Origin of the sequence: Sulfurimonas sp. (assembly GCF_041563495.1) — a bacterium.
Lineage (GTDB): Bacteria > Campylobacterota > Campylobacteria > Campylobacterales > Sulfurimonadaceae > Sulfurimonas.
The window spans coordinates 89560-108488 of the sequence record NZ_JBFFMZ010000001.1 but is presented as its reverse complement, the minus strand read 5'-3'; the positions used below and the strand labels follow the sequence as shown (position 1 = coordinate 108488).

The following is an 18929-nucleotide window of genomic DNA, read 5'->3' as shown; positions in this document are numbered from 1 at the left end:
TTAACTTATATGCATCATTGTAACACAATGTTAATTCTAGTTTATTATGAATTCATCCAGATTAGCAGTGCAATATTGATTAGTAACATAATGATAAATCCGCTCTTGTAAAATGTAAGAGGTGAACGCTCGATAATGGTGGCATCTTTTGGAAAAAATGGTTTAACATTTTTTGGACGTTTAAGCTCATAATTCATCTCGGAATAGTGCTCATATCTACGCTCTTTATCTATGGCAATAGAACGAAGTATTACACTGTCTAACCAGTCTGGAATGTTGTTGTTGTAAAAGCTTGGTTTTTTTGCTTCTTTAAAAGCGGGTGTTTGAAAAGGCTCTATCTCACCGTATGGATATTTGCCTGTTAAAGAGAGGTAAAGCGTAACACCGATAGAAAATATCTCACTCGACTCACTTATGGCTTCGCCACTAAATCTCTCAGGAGATAAGAAACTTGGAGTTCCTGCTCTGGTGTTTTTAGAAAATATCTCGGTAATACTTCCAAAGTCGATTATTTTAAACTCCAGGTTTTCATCATTATCTTTTGCAATCATCACATTTTGAGGTTTTATATCTCCGTGGGCCAAATCATAATGGAGTAAAAACTGTGACATCTTCAAGAGAGTAGAAGCTAATTCAACTCCGTCATCTATGGTTAGTTGTTTATGAGTAAGATAACTGTCCAGATTTTCGCCGTGAAACAGCTGCATTACGTAGTATCTGGTAGATCTGTTTTTAGGGATTACAGCTTTTGGAAAAAAATCGGCTTTTAACCTTTTTGCATTCCAAGCTTCTTTTACAAACAGGTCAAGGATTGTCTCACTGTCGATAGCTTCTCTTGGAGCGAATTTAACAACGTACTGTTTTGTTTTTTTAGAACAAAGCCAAGTCCTTTCATTTTGAATCAGCGATTTTTCAAGTGTGTATCCATCGACTATCTGACCGACTTTTAGAGAGTCCAAAATCGGAAGGTTCTGTTGTTTTAACATTTGGATTTCATTTACATCCAAAATCTCCAAAACAACTGCCGTGGTATCATCAGGGAGATTGTCATCCAAAAGTTTAGAAGCTTTTTTTACTAACGATGAAGCCCCGAGTGAGATAGCATTCTCAAGGCGGTTTTCGCTCATAAGTGTATAAAGACCGTCACTGCACAGCAGAATCTTGTCATGTTTTTGAATAATGTTTTCAAAGTAGTAAGGCTCTACATCTTTGGCTATTCCTATAGCCTGAGTTAGTACATTCTCAAAGCATGCTTCATTCATACTATGGTCTAAAGAGAGTTGGTTGATTTTTTTGTCTCTGTAGAGATAGACTCTGGAATCTCCAACATTTGCACCGTAGAGTTTGTTCCCCTCGATTACTACAAGAGCAAGAGTCGTAACCAATTCTGTTCGCTCATAGTTTAGGATTGATTCTTCATATAAAATAGAGTTGATTGATTTTACAAATGTGTTGATAGATTTCTCAATACTCCACGTTTTTGGACGTATTTTGAAGTTGTTCATAAGATAAGTCGTAACTCTCTTGGCCGCTTCGGCACCTGCATCTGCACTTCCAACACCATCACAGACTATACCAACCGTCAAGTTTCCTATAGTCTTGATGTCGTAAAAATCATCACCCGTTAAATCTTTGCCTTTGGCAAGTGAAAAACCTGATGTTTTCATGTTGTTGTTTTGCATGTCAAGCTTTCTTTTTTGTAAAATATATAAACAGTCCTAAAGCTATAATCAAGACGGAAACACCGCCTATAAGATAAAAAGCATGAACCATGTGAGAATAATCGTCTATAGCAATTTTAAATACTACCATAAGAGATTCTATTAGTAAAGCAATAATTATGGTAATCGAGAATTTTGTTAGTACTTTATACTCTTCATGAGAGTTTTTGGAATAACTTTTAAATACAACCTCTTGTGCGAAAACCGTTTTTGCAAGGTCAAATATTGCAAGTCCGAGTGTTAATGCGATTACAGGTTTAAATATGGCTTCTATGGACAAGCCTTCTTTAAAGAGCAGTTCATACGCAAACTCATAGACAGAATATCCGATGGTAAAAAGTGCCAGAACCATCATGATATTTGCTGTAAGAAAATAAAAACTTTTACTTACAAAGTTAAAGCTTTTATGTATCTCTATGAGACCGAGCCTTTGAAGCAGGGCAGATAGATTGAAGTCTAAAAAATATACTTTATTGTTTTCTTTTTTTGCCACTGTTATACATGTCTCACCTGTAGCGCTGCTGATGTAAGGTTTAGTTGTCGCAATCAGGCTGTCATCAAAATCCAACTTGCTCAGGAGATACTCTCTGTTTCTTCCTATTGGCGTATCGCTTTTTTTGTTTTTGTAAATATTTGCAGAGATTTGAAGCATTGTCACTTCGTCGCAGGTGTATATGAGCTCCAAAGAAGGAAAGACTTTAAAGACTCGTTTGAAGTCATTGTTTTCTCTCTCTTGCAGATCTCCAAGATTGAAAACCGTCTCTATGAGAAAGTTTTCAATGTCAAGAACATTTTCCTTGTATGTGGTCATAAATTCTTGCATCATTTTTTCCTTTTAATTTGGATTATTCATCATCTTTTGCAAATTTTTCATATAAGAAGCTAAGTATTGCTTCACGGCATCTGATGTACTCAGGATCACTTTGAAGTGATACTCTGTCTCTTGGACGTTCAATGTTTACTTCTAAAATCTCTCCGATGGTCGCATCCGGACCGTTTGTCATCATGATGACTCTGTCACTGAGAAGTACCGCTTCATCGATATCGTGTGTAATGATGACTACCGTGTTTTTAACGTTTTGCTGGATTCTTATCAGATGCTCCTGCAGGTTTGCACGAGTAAGTGAATCAAGCGCTCCAAAAGGCTCATCCATCAGAAGGACTTTTGGTTTAATAGACAAGGCTCTTGCAATCCCTACACGCTGTTTCATACCGCCGCTTATCTCATCCGGCAGCTTGTCTTTTGCATGGTCAAGGTTTACCATAGAGACAAATTTTTCGACTCTCTCTCTAAGCTCGGCAGAACTCAGCTCAGGCATAACTTTTTTCACTGCCATCTCAATGTTTTGATAGACACTTAGCCAAGGAAGAAGCGAGTGGTTTTGAAAAACTACCGCACGTTCAGGTCCCGGACCTTGTACATGTTTGTTCTCTAAAAGTATATTTCCTTTTGTCTGTGCATCCAGCCCGGATATCATATTTAAAAGTGTACTTTTCCCGCATCCACTGTGTCCGATTATGGAGATGATCTCGTTTTTCTTTATTTCAAGACTTACGTCTGTTACTGCTACATAGTCATCTTTTCCCGGTATAGGAAACCTTTTTTCAATGTTTTTGAGGCTTAAAAATTTATCATTCATTACGATCTACCTTTCTTTGTATAGTCAAAATAATTTGCAAGTTTTCCCATCATTAGGTCTAAGAAGTAACCGATAAGACCGACTACGATAATACCGATGATGATGTTATGATAGTTGAGGTTGTTGTATTCATCCCAAATCCAAAAACCGATACCGATACCGCCAGTTAGCATCTCTGCTGCTACGATAACCAGCCATGCGATACCTAAAGAGAGTCTCATCCCTGTAAAGATATACGGAACTGAAACCGGCAGGATAATCTGTACGATCTTCTCCATAGGAGAGAATCTTAAAACTTTTGCAACGTTCATATAATCTTCGCTGACACTTTTAACACCTAAAGAGGTATTTATGATGATAGGCCAGATAGATGTTATAAATATAGTTGAGATCGCCGTCATGTTTATATCTTGAAATATAAACAAAAGCAGCGGCAGCCAAGCAAGCGGTGAGACAGGCTTAAATATCTGTATGAACGGGTCAAATGCGTACTGGGCACTCTTACTCATACCGATTAAAAGACCTAATGGAACACCTACTAGTATTGCTAAAACAAAACCTGCAAATACTCTCTTTAATGATTCGAGAACTTGCCAAAACAGACCTTTAACATCTTGATTTTCTACATAAAAAGGGTCAGATAAAACACCAATTATCTCATCGCCGTCACTATTTACTCCGCCAAATGCCGCCACATAAGTATCGCTTGGAGTCGGAAAATCTGCTACGACTGTAGCGATTCCCGACCAAATCTGAATGATTAGTGCAAATACCAAAAGCGGTAAGAATATTTTTTTTATTAGTTCATTGTTCATTTTTTTTCCTTCATGTTTAAACTCATTAGGCATCTAGCTGTGAGTAGATGCCTATCAATTTAAAAACTTATTTAGTCACATATTTCGGATCGGCACAACCTGCAGGTCCATAAGGACATACGTAGTCTGGCTGTTCAGTTTTAACTGTCCATTTGTTTGTTTTAAGAAGTTCTTCTTTTGAGACTTTTGATTCATCAATGCCTGTAGAGAAGATATACTCAACAGCTTTGTTTGGGTCCCAGACTTTTCCATCCATAAACATGTTGTACTTATCTACACCGTCTTTTTTCCAAGGGCTTGGAGGAAGGCTGTAACCTACTTCTTTAGCGACTTGTGCAAAAAGGTCAGGGCGGTAAACTGATTCGATAACCGCTTTCATGTCAACTGCTTTATCAATCTGTCCCCATCTGTACATCTGAGTTATAAACCACATACCGTGAGAGTAAAACGGATACGCCGCATAGTAGTTGGCAAAAACGTTAAACTGAGGGTTAGCTTCAGAGTTTTGACCTTTTAAGTACTGAAATGTACCTGTCATTGATTTCTCCAATACTTTTACAGGAGCTTTTACATAGTTAGGTTTACTAAGAATCTTTGCAGCCTCCTTACGGTTTTCCCATGAAGCGTCCAGCCACATCTGAGCTTCCAAAATCGCTTTCATTACAGCTTTTGTAGTCTCTGGGTTTTTCTTGATAAAGTCAGCACGAGTCTGAAGTACTTTTTCAGGGTTGTTGTTCCAAATATCGTAGTTTGTTACAAGAGTTGAACCTTTTTTCTTTAAAACGATTCTCTCATTCCAAGGCTCACCTACACAATAACCCTCTATATTTCCTGCAATCAAGTTAGAAGGCATTGTCGGTGGAGGAAAAGGTTTAATCGTTGTGTCACGATCAGGCACGATTCCAGAACTTGCCATCCAGTATCTTAACTCATAGTTATGAGTAGAAACCGGATGAACCATACCAAAAGATAGTGGTTGATAAGAAGAACCTTCCGCTTTATGTTTTGCATCTATATACTTTTTGAGTGATTCAGAACCAAGAGGTCTTTTAGTCTCATCCATTCCGTATTTTTTCATCTCTTTAATGATGTTATTTCCAAATGTAATTCCATTACCGTTAAAGTCAAGAGATAAAACAGCTTGAAGATTAGCGTTACCGTTGATACCAAGAGTTGCTGCAATAGGCATACCAGCTAAAGCATGTGAAAAATCATACTCTCCGCTTATTACTTTTTGCTGGATTCCAGGCCATCCGCCGCCTTCTTTAACAACATGAACATCTAAACCGTATTTGTCAAAAAAACCTTTTTCTTCAGCAATTACAATCGGTGCACAGTCAGTTAGAGCAATAAAACCTATGGTTAACTTTGTTTTTTCCGGTGCTGCCATAAGCGAGGCAGTAACAACTGAAAGACCTAATCCGATACTTACTAATTTCTTTAGCATGTGTTCTCCTTAAATTTACATTTTTAAAATGCTTGTAGAGAAATTGTACTATTAAAAATATACTAAATAAACAGTTTAGTGATTAAAAAGTAATCAACATAATCTTAGTTTTTCATTAAATTAGTTCTATAATACCTTTATGAATTAACTATATATGGATAACTATTATGATAATAAAGTCAGTATGCGGGTATTGCGGTGTTGGTTGCGGATTGGAATATGATAAAGAAAAACTGATAGGTGACGTTACATATCCGACGAATGAAGGAAAGCTTTGTTCTAAGGGTATATCAGAACTTATAAGTATTCAAACTTCTACAAGATTATTGAGACCCTTATATAGAGATAGCATCTATGATGAGTATAAAAGTACGGATTGGGATGATGTTGTTACAAAGATAGCAGATAAAATCAAAAGCACTTCTAAAGAAAAGATTGGTTTTTACCTATCGGGTCAACTTTTAACAGAAGATTATTACGTTGCAAATAAACTCGGCAAAGGATTTATAGGCACTAACAATGTAGATACAAATTCCCGTACTTGTATGTCAAGTGCGGTAGTCGCTTATAAAAAATCAATTGGGGCGGATTTTGTGCCTCTTAGAATGGATGATATCTTCAGCAGTGATTTACTTATACTTGTCGGTGCAAATACGGCGGAAGCTCATGTGGTTTTTCACAACCAGATAAAAAAAGCCAAAAAGCAGGGGCTTAAAGTTGTCGTTATAGACCCAAGACAAACAGATACCGCAAAAGCTGCTGATTTGTATCTTCCACTAAGAGCGGGAAGTGATATAGACTTTTTCAATCTTATTTCAAAACGACTCATTGATGAAGGACTTTATAATAAAGAGTTTATTGATAAGCACGTAAACAACTTTGAACAACTGAAAAACAAGTTCAAAAGAGCACCTGTTACAAAGATGCTAAAAAGAACGGGTCTTACAAAAGGGCAGTTTGAAGAGTTCTGGCAATTATATATCTCCAGTGAGAACATTGTGTCTGCTTGGACGATGGGACTGAATCAGTCTGCTCAGGGAGTAGACAAAAATCTGGCTCTTATAAACACGCATCTCTTAAGCGGCAAGATATTTAAAAAAGGAAACGGTCCTTTGAGTCTTACAGGTCAGCCAAATGCAATGGGAGGAAGAGAAGTCGGAGGTCTCTCGACTTCACTCGCTGTTCATCTGGACTTTGATGCAAGTTCCATTAAAAAAGTATCAAAGTTTTGGAAAACAAACAACATAGACAATAAACCAGGACTTACGGCTACACAGATGCTAGAAGCCGATTTGGATATTTTGATTATCTGTCATACCGATCCTGTTTACCACCTGCCAAACAGACATAAGGTAGAAAAATTAATTAAAAAAATACCGATGGTGGTTGAGATAAACGCTTACGATAACTCAGAGACATCAAAGTTTGCACATATAAAACTGCCAGCAGCTCCGTGGGGAGAAAAGGAGGGTACACAGACCAACCTTGACAGAAGCATCACAAAACAGGAAAAGCTTACCAGAACTTCCATCGACTGTAAGCCGGATTGGGAGATATTTCAACTTATAGCTAGGAAACTTGGATTTGAAAAAGAGTTTGATTATAAGCATCCAAAAGAGATATTTCAAGAGTATCAGGAAATGACAAAGCTCAATAAATATATGGATATGCATAAAGCGGATTATGACAAACTCTCTTATAAGCCTTTTGTATGGGGGCAGGATGTAAATAACTTTTTAACAAAAGATAAAAAAGCAAATCTTTATTTTGTAGAGAACAAACTACTCAGTGAAAAGACAAGTATGAAGTATCCGTTTGTCCTTTTAACAGGACGCACAAGAGATCAATGGCACAGTGGTACAAAGACAAATCTGCCTCAGACATTGCTTAAATATAAAGAACTTGATTTTGTAGAGATAAACAATGAAGATGCAAAAGAACTGGATATTAAAACAGATGATGTGGTGACTATATCATCTGTAAGAGGTCAGATAACTACAAAAGCCGTAGTAACTAACAAGATTAACAAAAATACTCTCTTTGTCCCTATAAGCAATAGAAGTGTGAACTATCTGACAAATGATTTGCTGGACAAAGAATCATTTGAGCCTGATTATAATCACAGTGCAGTTAAAATCTATAAAAAGGTTTGATACTTTTCATAATTTCGTGTCAATAATTCTCTAGCTTAATAGTTACATTTTTATTCCAAATTTTTCAAGAATTAAAATCATTAGATAATAAGCTATTATTGTAGATGCGACTGATATGGCCATGCTTGGATAAAAATGAATTCCTTTTTTTATTAAGATAGGAAACATTATAAACAGTGTCATTGATGGAGCAATCAACCAGACAATTTTATTTGAAAATTCTACTGCTGTATTGCTAGTGTTTGTATCTATATACATCCAAGTCATAGCTAATATGGATACTAACGGGACAGCTGCTAAGAGAGCACCAACTAAACTACTTCTTTTTGTTATTTCAGATATAAGTACGATTAAAAGTGTCGTAATGACAATTTTTGTAATGTAATAATACAAATTATTTTCCTTAATAATGCCAGCCTATAATAGACTGGCATAATGGCTACTCACCCGTAAAATTTGCACCTGTCATTGCACCATATTGATTTATAAAAATATATAAACTTTGTTGCTTTGGATTCGGTTCTTTTGGATTTTTAAATGTAAACACCCATTCTGGCATTGATTGGTAAGTTTGTTGTTTTACATTAGCAACTTTAACATTATTCCAACTTTTATCAATTTTACCATTAAGAGTATATTTTTTTACTTGTCCTACAGCAATCTTTTTTGCTTTTATCTCATTGATTTTTACACTTGAATGTTTATGTCCGTCTCCATGAGCATATAGCGGGTTTAACCCAAGTGTTATTATGACTACAAAAGTCACCAGTGTTATAATTTTTTTCATCTTTTTTTCCTTTATAATTTACCGTGTAAAGATTGTTTTGCTTCTTCAGCTTTCATATCCACATGAATGTGGTAATGCTCATCTCTATTAAATCCGAACTCTTCTTCGTTTGTTGTATGCAAATAACCATGTAGTTGCATAAGCAGCAACATAAATCCTGCAAACATAATAGCATGATTAGTTACCTTGCTATGTTGCATAAAGGACTCTTTTTGACGCCAAAGCATTAAAATGAAAAGTATTGGAACCAATGCAATTATCTGCCCAAATTCAACACCGATATTAAATGAAATAATTTTCATTAGTATCTCAAGACTATCTTCACCAAGCGGAAGCTGTTGAAGACGCGTTGAAAGCCCGAAACCATGAATGAGTCCAAATAAGAAGACCATCCACAGCATGTTTGGAGACTTAATGTGCAAATAGTTCTGAAAGCCTTTATTGTTATCAAATGCTTTGTAAATAACACTGATAGCAATTACAGCATCAATTAGATAATAGTTAGCATTAACTCCCATAAAAGTTGCCAATATCAATGTTATACTGTGTCCCAATGTAAAGACTGAAACGAACTTAACAATATCTTTAATCGTATTTAGGAAAAAAACCACTCCAAATAAAAAGAGTAAGTGGTCATATCCTGTAAGCATATGTGTTGCACCAAGCCAAATATATTTGAGGTTTCCTCCATCAAGCATTGCTTGTTTATCTGCAGCTGAAATACCATGTGCATAGGCTGTGGTATTGAGCAGAAACAATGCACTTAAAACTAAAAGTGTTCTCATAAATTTCCTTATATGAATTGTATATAATTAAAGTAATAATGATTTAGATGATAGGTGGGCGAAATATTCCTGGTGATATAGAATAAAAATGTTCTTGCGTAAATTCATAATTGTTCTTTTGGAGATAGGAAGATAGTTTTATTTCTATGATATCTGAGATATAAAAATCAACAAGGTTGATTTTATGACTATGATTATGTGTATGTTTCAAAGTATTGTGGGTATGTTGGTGTTCATGAAAAGAACAAGAACTACCGTGAATGTCGTGTTTATGAAGTCGTTCAACTGCAGCAAATAGGTTAAGGTTAAAAATAGAAAGAATAACGAAACTAATAATTATGTGTCGTTTCATTATTCTCCTTCATAACCGAATCTAAATAGTATTTGTTGAAGTATATCATATATTGAGAGTGTCGTATAATCTAGTTTCAAGTATTTTTTTCAACTAGTCTTCTATCGGATTGAGATGAGAGATACAGATCAAGGCAGAGTATCAACTCTTTATCATCATATGAAAATTTTCTTGTAAATGTACGGCACATGTTTCCAGACGCGCTTGAGATATATTTTTCAGATATGAACTTACCGTCAATAGAGTTTTTGCATATATAGAAATACTCTTTCAAAGAGTGGTCTTCACCGTCGGCAGAAGGTTCATAAAAGCTTTTTTGCTCAGCCAGAAAAATAGTCTCTCCGACTTGCTTAGACTCCTCTGCATCTATAAGATAGAGAGCTTCAATCTTTTTCTCTTGTTTTATCAGCTCCAAAATCTCTTTATTTTTGGCAATCTCTATAGTGTTTATCATAGAGATGATTTTTTGAGATATATCGGAAGCTTCAAGGTAGAAATTGTTTTTTTGTTTTGTGATTGATTCCAAATAATATCTGTGCTTATATCCGACATGCTGTATAGTTTCTAATATGTCTTGTCTATCAGGTGCATCTGCACTTGGATGAGCAAACAGATATCCTTGAAAAAGATCTATTCCATAGTTTAGAGACTTCAATACTTCACTCTCATATTCGACACCTTAAGACAGAGCAATTGCACCTATTTTGTAGCACATCCTTGCAATAGCTTTTAAAATCTCTGCATTTATGTCATTTATATCAATATCTCTTAAGAGAGATTTGTCTATCTTGACGATATCCGGTTTTACGATAGATAGCCTGTCAAACTGCGAATCGCCCGTTCCAAAATCATCTATGGCAATATTAAAGCCTCCCTCTCTATAATAATTGGCAAAACTCTTAAGTGACTCCGTGCACTCTATCTCATCTTCTTTGACTTCAAGGACAATGTTTTTTGCGGGAATTTCTAAAGAGTTTAATATCTCTTCAAAATAATATTGGTCGCTTTTAAACGTGTTGTTTATGGATGAAGATTCAAAGTTTAAAAAGAGCAGGACCTGATTGTCGCTGTCATAATACTCTTTAAATTTTTTTATAGATTCTATTCTTACCACTCTATCAAGCTCCAGGGCTAAACCGGCTTCTTTTGCTTCTTCAAATAAAAGATTCGGCGGTATGTAGTCTGCGTTTTTGTAGCCTCTTAAAAGTGCTTCATACCCGAAAATCTTTTTCTTTTTAACAGATACAATAGGTTGAAAATATATATCTATGCGGGTTATGCCTAGTTCTTCAAAATGCATGTTTAAGCCTGTTATCTTATTTTCTCATTAGAAGTAAATATTATAATTTTTGAAAAAAATGTTGATTATTAAATAAGCTTAGATGATGAAGTGTTCATCATCTAAGAAGCTGTAGATTATTAGTTGATTTTTAGCAGTTCAACGTCAAATATAAGTGTAGCATCAGGACCGATTGAAGGAGGAGCACCTTGCTCTCCGTATGCTAAGTTTGAAGGGATGACAACTTGCCATTTATCTCCGACTTTCATCTTTTGTAAAATCTCTGTCCAGCCTTTAATAACTGCATTTACAGGGAAGCTTACCGGTTGTCCACGATCGTAAGAACTGTCAAAAACAGTGCCGTCAATCAGAGTACCGTGATAGTGTGTTACTACTTTGTCTGTATCTTTTGGAGATATTTTTCCGTTACCTGATTTTAATACTTTGTATTGAAGACCGCTAGGAAGAGTTATGACACCTTTTTTCTTTTTATTGGCTGCTAGATATGCTGCACCCTCTTTTTTGTTATGGTTTGAAAACTTACTCATCATAGCCAGTTCTCTTTTTTTCTTACTCTCTTGAAAGTTTTTCATTGCCGTTTGCATCTCATCGTTTGTAAGTCTTGGTTGATGACCGCTAAAAATATCTTGCATCCCAAGTTTCATAGCATTCAAGTCAATATCATCTTTAGAAATCATTAGTTGTTTTCCAAGTTGCAGACCGATAACATAACTAGCTTTTGCTTCTTTGCTTTTAAGCGAAGTATTCGCCATTACAGAGGTTGTTATCAGTCCTATACAAACGATAACAGCGGGTAGAAATTTTGTCATAAATATCCTTCTTCATTTTATTTTAGTTTGTTGAAAAAGGATTATAGCAAGTAATATTGTCAAATGTAAACATATATTACTTCGACTCTCTTTGGGCTTTTTCTCGTAACTTGTCTTTTTTACTTTTTTTCTTCCCCTTTACGGGAGCAGGGCCTTTTTCTTTTTTTGGAGCTTCACCTTTGAGCTCAAAACCTTTTATCTGCTCTTTTTCTATTTTGACTTTGCATTTTTTCTCAATAAGATTAAAGTGGGCCTGATCTTCGTGAGAGATAAACGAGATGGCAAGTCCTGGTTTTCCTGCTCTTGCAGTACGTCCGATGCGGTGTATGTAGTCAGTTGGAGAGCGGGGCAGGTCATAATTTACAACGCACTCTATGTTGTCTATATCTAAACCTCTTGCTGCTATGTCGGTCGCAAATAAGATGCGGATTTTTTTATCTTTGAACTCATCAAGTGTATAAGTTCTATCTTCTTGAAGCAGGTCTCCGTGAAATGATTCGGATGCAAATCCGTACTTTCTAAACTTCTCTGCTATGTTGTCCGTCGCTCTTTTGTTCGCCATAAAAACCAATACATGTTCCAGTTTTTCTTCTTTTATGAGATGTCTTAAAAGAGGTCCGCGGTTGTCACGGTTTACTTCGATGGCTCTTTGGGTGATGCTCTCAACTGTAGGTACATCTTCTTGGATGCTTACTTCTACAGGGTTTAGAGTTATTTTAGATGCAATGTTTAAAATCTTCTGTGGATAAGTGGCTGAAAATAGAAGGTTTTGACGTTTTTTCGGGATGGATTCAAGTATCAGGTCAAGCTCCGCAGCAAACTCTAGGTTTAGCATCTTGTCTGCTTCATCGAGAACCAAAAACTCTAAGAATGAGAGATTCATCTGCTTTTTACTAAGTACATCCAAGAATCTTCCGGAGGTTGCTACCAAGATATCGCACCCTTGCTGGATTGCGTAAAGTTGGTCACCGATTCCCTCTCCGCCGATTAGGCTGACAACCTTTGGACTTTTGTCCATAAACTCACCGAATATCTCAAAAGTCTTGGCAACTTGAAGTGTCAACTCTCTTGTTGGAGTAAGTACAAGAACTTTTATCTTTGACTTTCCCTCTCCTTGTCTGTTTTGCAGCATCTGAAGTATTGGAAGTATATAGCCGGCACTCTTACCGCTTCCTGTTTTTGCTTTTGTCATCACATCTCTGCCCTCAAGCACAAGAGGAATGACTTTTTCTTGAATAGGTGTAGGCTCAATAAAGTTGTTTTTTACAAGTGCTTTTTGTATACTCGGAGATAGTTTAAGTGAAGAAAATGGCATTTGAGGTGTTCCTGAAATAATTTTACGTATTGTAGTGGGTTTGGGCTTTAGAAGAGGTTGATTACTCTTTTACAATCCAAAGATGACTGTACCAGTACCATTTTCCGTCTTTGCCCGGTGCGGTACAGGTGTATTTTTCCCTAGGCGGTTTTATCGGCTCATTTGCCGTTACTACAATCTCTGTCTGCGATATCCATTTAATATCTATTGCTTCACCGTTTGAGATATAACAGCCCATATTTTCAAGAGGTTCTTTTAGTTTTATGTAGAGTTTTGGAGAATTGTGCTTTTTGACAATAGATCCTTGATGCGAAACTGATTCTATGGGCATAGGTATAGTGTTTAGTTTGCTTATGAAGCTGTTTGGATTTGCAAAAGCTTCTGCCATAGGAAATCTTGGTATTGCTCTTAAATCGCAATTTTTTCCGAGGGGTCCTGAAGTCTGTGTGATGCCTATGTAACCGAGATTTCTGATAAGTTCTGAACTCTTTAGGTCATACTCTCCAAAAGGGTAGGACAAAAGACGCGGATTTTCATTTGTCTGCGCTCCAAGTTCTTGATGAAGTCTCTCCTGTGCTTTTTCTATATCCGCAGTTATTTTTTTCCTCCATATTGATTCCGTCTCACCGTTTTGCGCAAGAAGGAAGTCATGAGAGCTGGAATGGTTTGCAAATTCAGCACCGTTTTTTTGCATCTCCCGCATCTGATCCCATGTCATGTAGTTTTTAGAGTGGCTGTCTACCTGATTTGTACTGACAACCACGGTAAAAGGAAAATTTTTGCTCTTTAACATAGGGTAGGCATTTGTGTAAGTGCTGATATAAGCATCGTCGATGGTGAGTGCAACGGTCTTTGGCGGAATCTCTTGTTTGTTTATGATATGTCTTAGTATTTTTGATAGATGCCAGACATTGTAATCATTTTTTTGAAGGTAGTCTAACTGGTATTTAAACTGTTCTATTGTGATGTTAGTAGAAGGATATTTAAACTCGCCAAAGCGGTGATACATAAACACAACGGCACTGCCTGCAAATATTGGGGAAGTTATGAAAAAGAGCAGCAGCAATAAGATTTTCTTTGAATTCATAAATTTTATCCATCTTATAGTTAATAAAAGAACATTATATATGTCCTAACCTTAAATAACTAAAACAGTGTATTATCCAAATGAAGAACTCCGCATCAGCAGAGTCCTTTATCTTGTTAGATTCTACCGCCTGCCACAACACCCCAAGTGGTTCTCCATCTGGTTTTTACCAGGCTTATTCCCATAATGGCAACAAGAACGACTGCAGCAAATATCATGAAACCTGCCGTATAACCGTCAAACGTGCCTTTACTCCATCCAAGAGTCTTAATAAGCGCAGTACCGCCAAGACCGCCGGCAGCACCGATAATACCAGTCATGATTCCGATATCTTTACCAAATCTTTGAGGTACGAGTTGAAAAACTGCACCGTTTGCCATACCAAGGTTAGCCATGATTAGAAAAAGTACAAAAATCGCAACACCAAAAGGCAGAGCCACAGTAGCATTTAAAACAGCTAAAAGTGAAACCAGACCAAAGAAGATGTAAAGAGACTTGATTCCGCCTAGTTTATCTGCAATAGCTCCTCCGACGGGACGAAGAACAGCTCCTGCAAAGATACATAATGCACCAAAATATCCAGCGATTACTTTTACGTTTTCTTCATTAAACACATCAACGCCGAATGCACTCATATCTGCTTGATAAGTGTTCATAAGATATACCTTCATATATCCTGCAAAACCTACAAAACCGCCAAAACTTACTGCATAAAAAAGGTTAAACCACCAAGTGTCTTTGTCTTTTAAAAGCTTTGCGTAGTCTTTTAGTTTTTTAGGACGTGCCGTATAAACTTCTGATGGAGCATTTTTAGCTAAAAAAGCATAAGCTATAAATACAGCTATAGCCATAACAGCACCTACGCCAAACACTGACTCCCAACCCCAAAGCTCCGCTATTTTTGGGGCAAACAAGAAGTCGATTACAACACCGATGTTACCGGCACCTGCGATTCCTAAAACAACGCCCTGAAGTTTTGGCGGATACCATTGACCGGCTTGTGGAAGTGCCACGGCAAAAGAAGCTCCTGCAAAACCAAGACCAAGTGCTACAAGCAACAGTGTATTGTAAGATATAGTGTTACCTTGCATAAAAGCGGTGAGAAGTGCAATGATTACAACACTTTGAGCCAGTAAAGCCGTTACTTTAGCACCTAGTTTATCAACACCGAAACCAAGAAGTATTCTTAAAAGTGCGCCTGATAGAATAGGAAGTGATAGCAGTGTAGCTTTTTCACCGGCACTCATAATATGACCGCCTAGTGCCAATGCTTCAGCTATCTCTGTAGAGAGCGGACCGAGCATAGTCCAAACCATAAAACTCATATCGAAGTATAAAAAAGCCATGAACAGTGTCGGTGCATGTCCTTGACCTTTTAAATCCTTAAATCCTGCCATATTATTATCCTGTAATTAATTTATGAGAGAATTATAATGCAAGAGTGAACTAAAATATACTATATTATGATTAAATAATAATCATATTGTGAAATTCATTATGCTGAATATATGTGCAATAAAAATATTTTATCTGTTTTAAGTTATAAAAAACTATCTCTTGATATAATCATTCTATAAAGATTAAAGGCAGTTTTTGAAAGACTCAACTCCCAGTAAAATTGTTCTCTTAGGTGCTTCAACAGGAGGACCTGGGCAAATAGAAAAAATTATAAATGCTCTTCCTGAGCTGCATAATACAACCGTTATCATTGCTCAACATATGGCAATCGGGTTTATGTCTAGTTTTGCAAAAAGGCTGCAAGAGAACCATGTAAATATTATAGCAATCGCTGAGAATAATGACATCCTTAAAAGTGGGAGAATATATGTGTGTTGTGGATTGACAGGAATAAATAAAAAAGGTTCAGAGTTTATATTTTCTCAGGAAAAATCACCGCAAAACAGTTTCAATCCGGATATAAATAATATTTTTAACTCTTTTATTTCATTCACCAAAGAGATAGAAATACTAAGTGTGATATTGACCGGCATCGGGCATGATGGTGTTGAGGCTTGTAAAAGGTTGAGTGAGGGTGGAAGTCTATGTATAACAGAGAGTGAACATAGTGCTATAGTAGACGGTATGCCAAGTAGAGCAAGAAAAGAAATTCAAAATATTAGAGTTCAAGATATCAATGAGATAGTAAATACAATAAAGGAGTTTTGCAGTTAATGTTTAGTTTTTTTAAGAAGAAAAAATCAGTGCAAGCACAAGAGGTTGAAGTCATAGAAGAAACAGATTATAGAGATGCGACTATAGTAGCCGAGTATTTTAAAAATGAGACAGGCGTGACATTTGATAAACAATTAAGTATTCTTACAAATAAAGCAATGACCTTTTGTACCCAAAGAGGTATCAACTCATTTTCAAAACTTCTTACACTGGTAGACACAGATGCAAATATAAAACAAGAACTAATCGACTATCTGACTACGAACGAAACGTTCTTTTACCGTGAATTCAGGCAGGTGGAAGAGTTGGTAGGGCTTGTTAAAAATCATTTTAACAATGTAGATATACTTTGCGCTCCATCTGCAACGGGTGAAGAGCCTTACAGCATAGCCATAGCACTTCTTGAAGCAGGGGTGCCTTCGAGCAAATTTAAAATAGTCGGTATAGATATAAACTCAGAAGCATTGGAGAGGGCACAAATAGCTATATATAAAGAGAGAAATGTAAGAAATCTCTCAAAAGAGATCTTGACTAAATATTTTGATGAACAAGATGGACTCTATGTTTTAAGAAGCAGTGTCAAATCTCTTGTGACTTTTAAACTGCATAATCTGTTTGAACCGTCTTTTACAAATATTGGAAAATTTGATTTTATCTTTTCAAGAAATATGTTTATATATTTCGACAAAGAGACAAAAGTAAAAGCAAAGAAGATCTTAGAGAGCATGAGAAAAAATGAAAATCAGGAGATATTTTTCGGACATGCCGACCAACTGTAAAAAGTTTAAATAATTTTTACAACATTGTTACGTTTTTCTTTTGCTTTATACAGAGCTTCATCTACACGTTTTAAGCAGCTATTTATATTATCAGTGCTATTTACTTCAGTCACCCCGGCACTTATTGTGACTGAAGGCAGTTTCTTATTTACATAAGATTCTATACTCTTGCGTAATACTTCAGCTTTTATATAAGCACCGTTTACATCTGTTCTTGGTAGCAAAATTATAAACTCTTCACCGCCCCAGCGAGCAAAAATATCATTGATACGCAACTCTTTTTCAATGATTCCTACAATCGCAATAAGTACAAGATCACCGATAAGATGTCCATAAGTATCGTTGACTGTTTTAAAATGGTCTAAATCTATTAAAATCACAGAAAGTGTATCTCCGTATCGCTTTTTATTTTCAAATGCTTTTAAAAACAATTCATCAAATTTTTGTCTGTTAAATATTTTGGTTAGATGGTCATGGTATGCAAAATATTCATACTCATTTTTTTCAGAGATATATATGCTAATATCATTGAAAACAACAATATATTCTGATTCATCTTCTATTTTTTTCAAAGTTATTTCAAAATCTATTAGCTCATTATCACTATTCATAATAGACACAATACGATTTATTTCAGGTCGTAAGAATAGATAATCTGTCCAATATTCATTATTCTTAATATCAGATGGAGAGAAAAAATTATTATTTTTTATAAAAAGCTTGGCTACGGAACCATAGACAGCATTAAACTCTTCTATGGATGAGAGAGAAAAAAAATCCAAAAATGCATTGTTTGCACTTTGTAATTTGTCATTACTGACCACAATGACCGGATTTGGAATAGCGTTGATAACAGAAAATACTGTGTCATCTATATTATGTTTCATAGTATAAGTATATCTTTTTTTAAAATATTCTACTACATTTATGCTTGAAATTTAAGCATACTTTAGTGATACGAATAATCAAGATATAATTTTCACATTAACGAGTATATGGAGAATTAAGTCGTGCAGACAGCTTTAGATAGTTTCATAGATTACAAAGCTGATACTCTAATGCAGTGCGGTAATTACTCTATAGATATACCAAAACTGCAAGAGGGTGAACAGTGGCAGTTCCATTGGTTGCCCCTATCATTGCTTTTGATTTTTGCGAGAGAGTTTAGTGACAGATTTTTATTTTATTTTACTGTTGTTCCCCTTTGAATTGCAGGTGGATTCTTCGTAGGAAAGTCAAGATAGAACCGGTTTAGTAACCAGACTCTTCAAGAATTCTTTCTTCTTTACAACCTAGACGATTGTTGCCATCACAAGCTTTTGCAAAATACTCTTTAGCTTTTTTATAGTCTCTATGGAGTGTATGTGAATCTCTATGGAGTCGTCCAAGATATATGCATGATTCAGTATAACCTCCACTGCAAGCCTTGTCATAAAATTTTAGAGCTATATCTTTAATCGCTTTATTGTCACTTTTTGAGTAAGTTACTGCTACATTATGACAGGCAAAAGCATAGTCGCCTCCACAAGCTTTTGAGTATAGATTAAATGCTTTTTTCATATCTTGTTTAACAAGCAGGTCTTCTTCATATATGATGGCTAAATGAGAACAACTCACATAGTCATCTCTTTTACAAGCTTCTGTGTAAAATTCAAAATCTTCCATGTTGTAAGCATAAGAAGCGGTAAAAAATAAGATGCTAAGTATATAAATAATTTTCTTCAATGTAAATTCCTAACTGACTAATAAATGAGTTATTAGAAGGTC

21 protein-coding genes are annotated in these 18929 nt (G+C 35.8%); 4 read left to right on the top strand and 17 right to left on the bottom strand.

All coding sequences use genetic code 11. The features are described from left to right. Positions 1–44 precede the first annotated feature (44 nt). From ABYK18_RS00535 to ABYK18_RS00515, 5 genes are all read right to left on the bottom strand, one after another. Positions 45–1682, bottom strand: coding sequence for a protein kinase (locus ABYK18_RS00535; protein WP_373034600.1), 1638 nt, complete (start codon positions 1680–1682; stop codon positions 45–47). A 1-nt stretch (position 1683) separates the two neighbouring features. Beyond that, complete coding sequence (locus ABYK18_RS00530; RefSeq protein WP_373034599.1) at positions 1684–2544, bottom strand: hypothetical protein; 861 nt, start codon at positions 2542–2544, stop codon at positions 1684–1686. A gap of 22 nt (positions 2545–2566) precedes the next feature. Next, on the bottom strand, positions 2567–3361 hold the full coding sequence (locus tag ABYK18_RS00525; protein WP_373034598.1) for an ABC transporter ATP-binding protein: 795 nt from the start codon (positions 3359–3361) through the stop codon (positions 2567–2569). Then, positions 3361–4176 carry a nitrate ABC transporter permease gene (ntrB, locus tag ABYK18_RS00520; RefSeq protein WP_373034597.1) on the bottom strand — a complete coding sequence of 272 codons (816 nt, stop codon included), beginning with the start codon at positions 4174–4176 and terminating at the stop codon, positions 3361–3363. The genes ABYK18_RS00525 and ntrB overlap by 1 nt, the downstream gene beginning before the upstream one ends. 67 nt (positions 4177–4243) lie before the next feature. Next, complete coding sequence (locus ABYK18_RS00515; protein ID WP_373034596.1) at positions 4244–5623, bottom strand: CmpA/NrtA family ABC transporter substrate-binding protein; 1380 nt, start codon at positions 5621–5623, stop codon at positions 4244–4246. A 167-nt stretch (positions 5624–5790) separates the two neighbouring features. On the opposite strand from ABYK18_RS00515, the gene ABYK18_RS00510 reads away from it, so the two are divergent. Continuing rightward, a complete protein-coding gene (locus tag ABYK18_RS00510) occupies positions 5791–7776 on the top strand; it encodes a molybdopterin oxidoreductase family protein (protein WP_373034595.1) in 1986 nt (661 codons plus the stop codon). Between the two features lie 42 nt (positions 7777–7818). Here ABYK18_RS00510 and ABYK18_RS00505 read toward each other — a convergent pair whose 3' ends face one another. From ABYK18_RS00505 to ABYK18_RS00460, 10 genes are all read right to left on the bottom strand, one after another. After that, positions 7819–8169 (bottom strand): DUF3147 family protein, encoded by a 351-nt coding sequence (locus tag ABYK18_RS00505; RefSeq protein ID WP_373034594.1) that lies wholly within the window; start codon positions 8167–8169, stop codon positions 7819–7821. 46 nt (positions 8170–8215) lie between these two features. After that, a complete protein-coding gene (locus ABYK18_RS00500; protein ID WP_373034593.1) occupies positions 8216–8563 on the bottom strand; it encodes a DUF6488 family protein in 348 nt (115 codons plus the stop codon). 11 nt (positions 8564–8574) lie between these two features. Continuing rightward, complete coding sequence (locus tag ABYK18_RS00495) at positions 8575–9348, bottom strand: HupE/UreJ family protein (RefSeq protein ID WP_373034591.1); 774 nt, start codon at positions 9346–9348, stop codon at positions 8575–8577. A 43-nt stretch (positions 9349–9391) separates the two neighbouring features. Beyond that, entirely contained in the window at positions 9392–9700 is a 309-nt protein-coding gene (locus ABYK18_RS00490; protein ID WP_373034589.1) for a hypothetical protein, read from the bottom strand. 76 nt (positions 9701–9776) lie between these two features. Next, on the bottom strand, positions 9777–10355 hold the full coding sequence (locus tag ABYK18_RS00485) for a hypothetical protein (RefSeq protein ID WP_373034588.1): 579 nt from the start codon (positions 10353–10355) through the stop codon (positions 9777–9779). Positions 10356–10379: 24 nt separating this feature from the next. Further along, a complete protein-coding gene (locus ABYK18_RS00480) occupies positions 10380–11000 on the bottom strand; it encodes an EAL domain-containing protein (protein ID WP_373034586.1) in 621 nt (206 codons plus the stop codon). 119 nt (positions 11001–11119) lie between these two features. After that, a complete protein-coding gene (locus ABYK18_RS00475) occupies positions 11120–11809 on the bottom strand; it encodes an FKBP-type peptidyl-prolyl cis-trans isomerase (RefSeq protein WP_373034585.1) in 690 nt (229 codons plus the stop codon). 76 nt (positions 11810–11885) lie between these two features. Next, positions 11886–13124: a DEAD/DEAH box helicase gene (locus ABYK18_RS00470; RefSeq protein WP_373034583.1), complete on the bottom strand. Its 1239-nt coding sequence runs from the start codon at positions 13122–13124 to the stop codon at positions 11886–11888. Positions 13125–13185: 61 nt separating this feature from the next. Then, the gene (locus ABYK18_RS00465) at positions 13186–14211 is read right to left on the bottom strand and encodes a polysaccharide deacetylase family protein (protein WP_373034581.1); all 1026 of its coding nucleotides are present in this window, start codon (positions 14209–14211) and stop codon (positions 13186–13188) included. A gap of 116 nt (positions 14212–14327) precedes the next feature. Further along, the gene (locus ABYK18_RS00460; RefSeq protein ID WP_373034579.1) at positions 14328–15608 is read right to left on the bottom strand and encodes a nitrate/nitrite transporter; all 1281 of its coding nucleotides are present in this window, start codon (positions 15606–15608) and stop codon (positions 14328–14330) included. A gap of 196 nt (positions 15609–15804) precedes the next feature. Between ABYK18_RS00460 and ABYK18_RS00455 the strand changes: the two genes are divergently transcribed. Continuing rightward, positions 15805–16383: a CheB methylesterase domain-containing protein gene (locus tag ABYK18_RS00455; RefSeq protein WP_373034577.1), complete on the top strand. Its 579-nt coding sequence runs from the start codon at positions 15805–15807 to the stop codon at positions 16381–16383. Next, positions 16383–17162 (top strand): protein-glutamate O-methyltransferase CheR, encoded by a 780-nt coding sequence (locus ABYK18_RS00450; RefSeq protein ID WP_373034575.1) that lies wholly within the window; start codon positions 16383–16385, stop codon positions 17160–17162. Before ABYK18_RS00455 ends, ABYK18_RS00450 begins: the two co-directional genes overlap by 1 nt. A gap of 5 nt (positions 17163–17167) precedes the next feature. On the opposite strand, the gene ABYK18_RS00445 is transcribed toward ABYK18_RS00450, so the two are convergent. Beyond that, on the bottom strand, positions 17168–18049 hold the full coding sequence (locus tag ABYK18_RS00445) for a diguanylate cyclase (RefSeq protein WP_373034574.1): 882 nt from the start codon (positions 18047–18049) through the stop codon (positions 17168–17170). 123 nt (positions 18050–18172) lie between these two features. On the opposite strand from ABYK18_RS00445, the gene ABYK18_RS00440 reads away from it, so the two are divergent. Then, complete coding sequence (locus ABYK18_RS00440) at positions 18173–18370, top strand: hypothetical protein (RefSeq protein ID WP_373034572.1); 198 nt, start codon at positions 18173–18175, stop codon at positions 18368–18370. Between the two features lie 43 nt (positions 18371–18413). Here ABYK18_RS00440 and ABYK18_RS00435 read toward each other — a convergent pair whose 3' ends face one another. After that, a complete protein-coding gene (locus tag ABYK18_RS00435) occupies positions 18414–18887 on the bottom strand; it encodes a tetratricopeptide repeat protein (protein WP_373034571.1) in 474 nt (157 codons plus the stop codon). Positions 18888–18929: the final 42 nt, after the last annotated feature.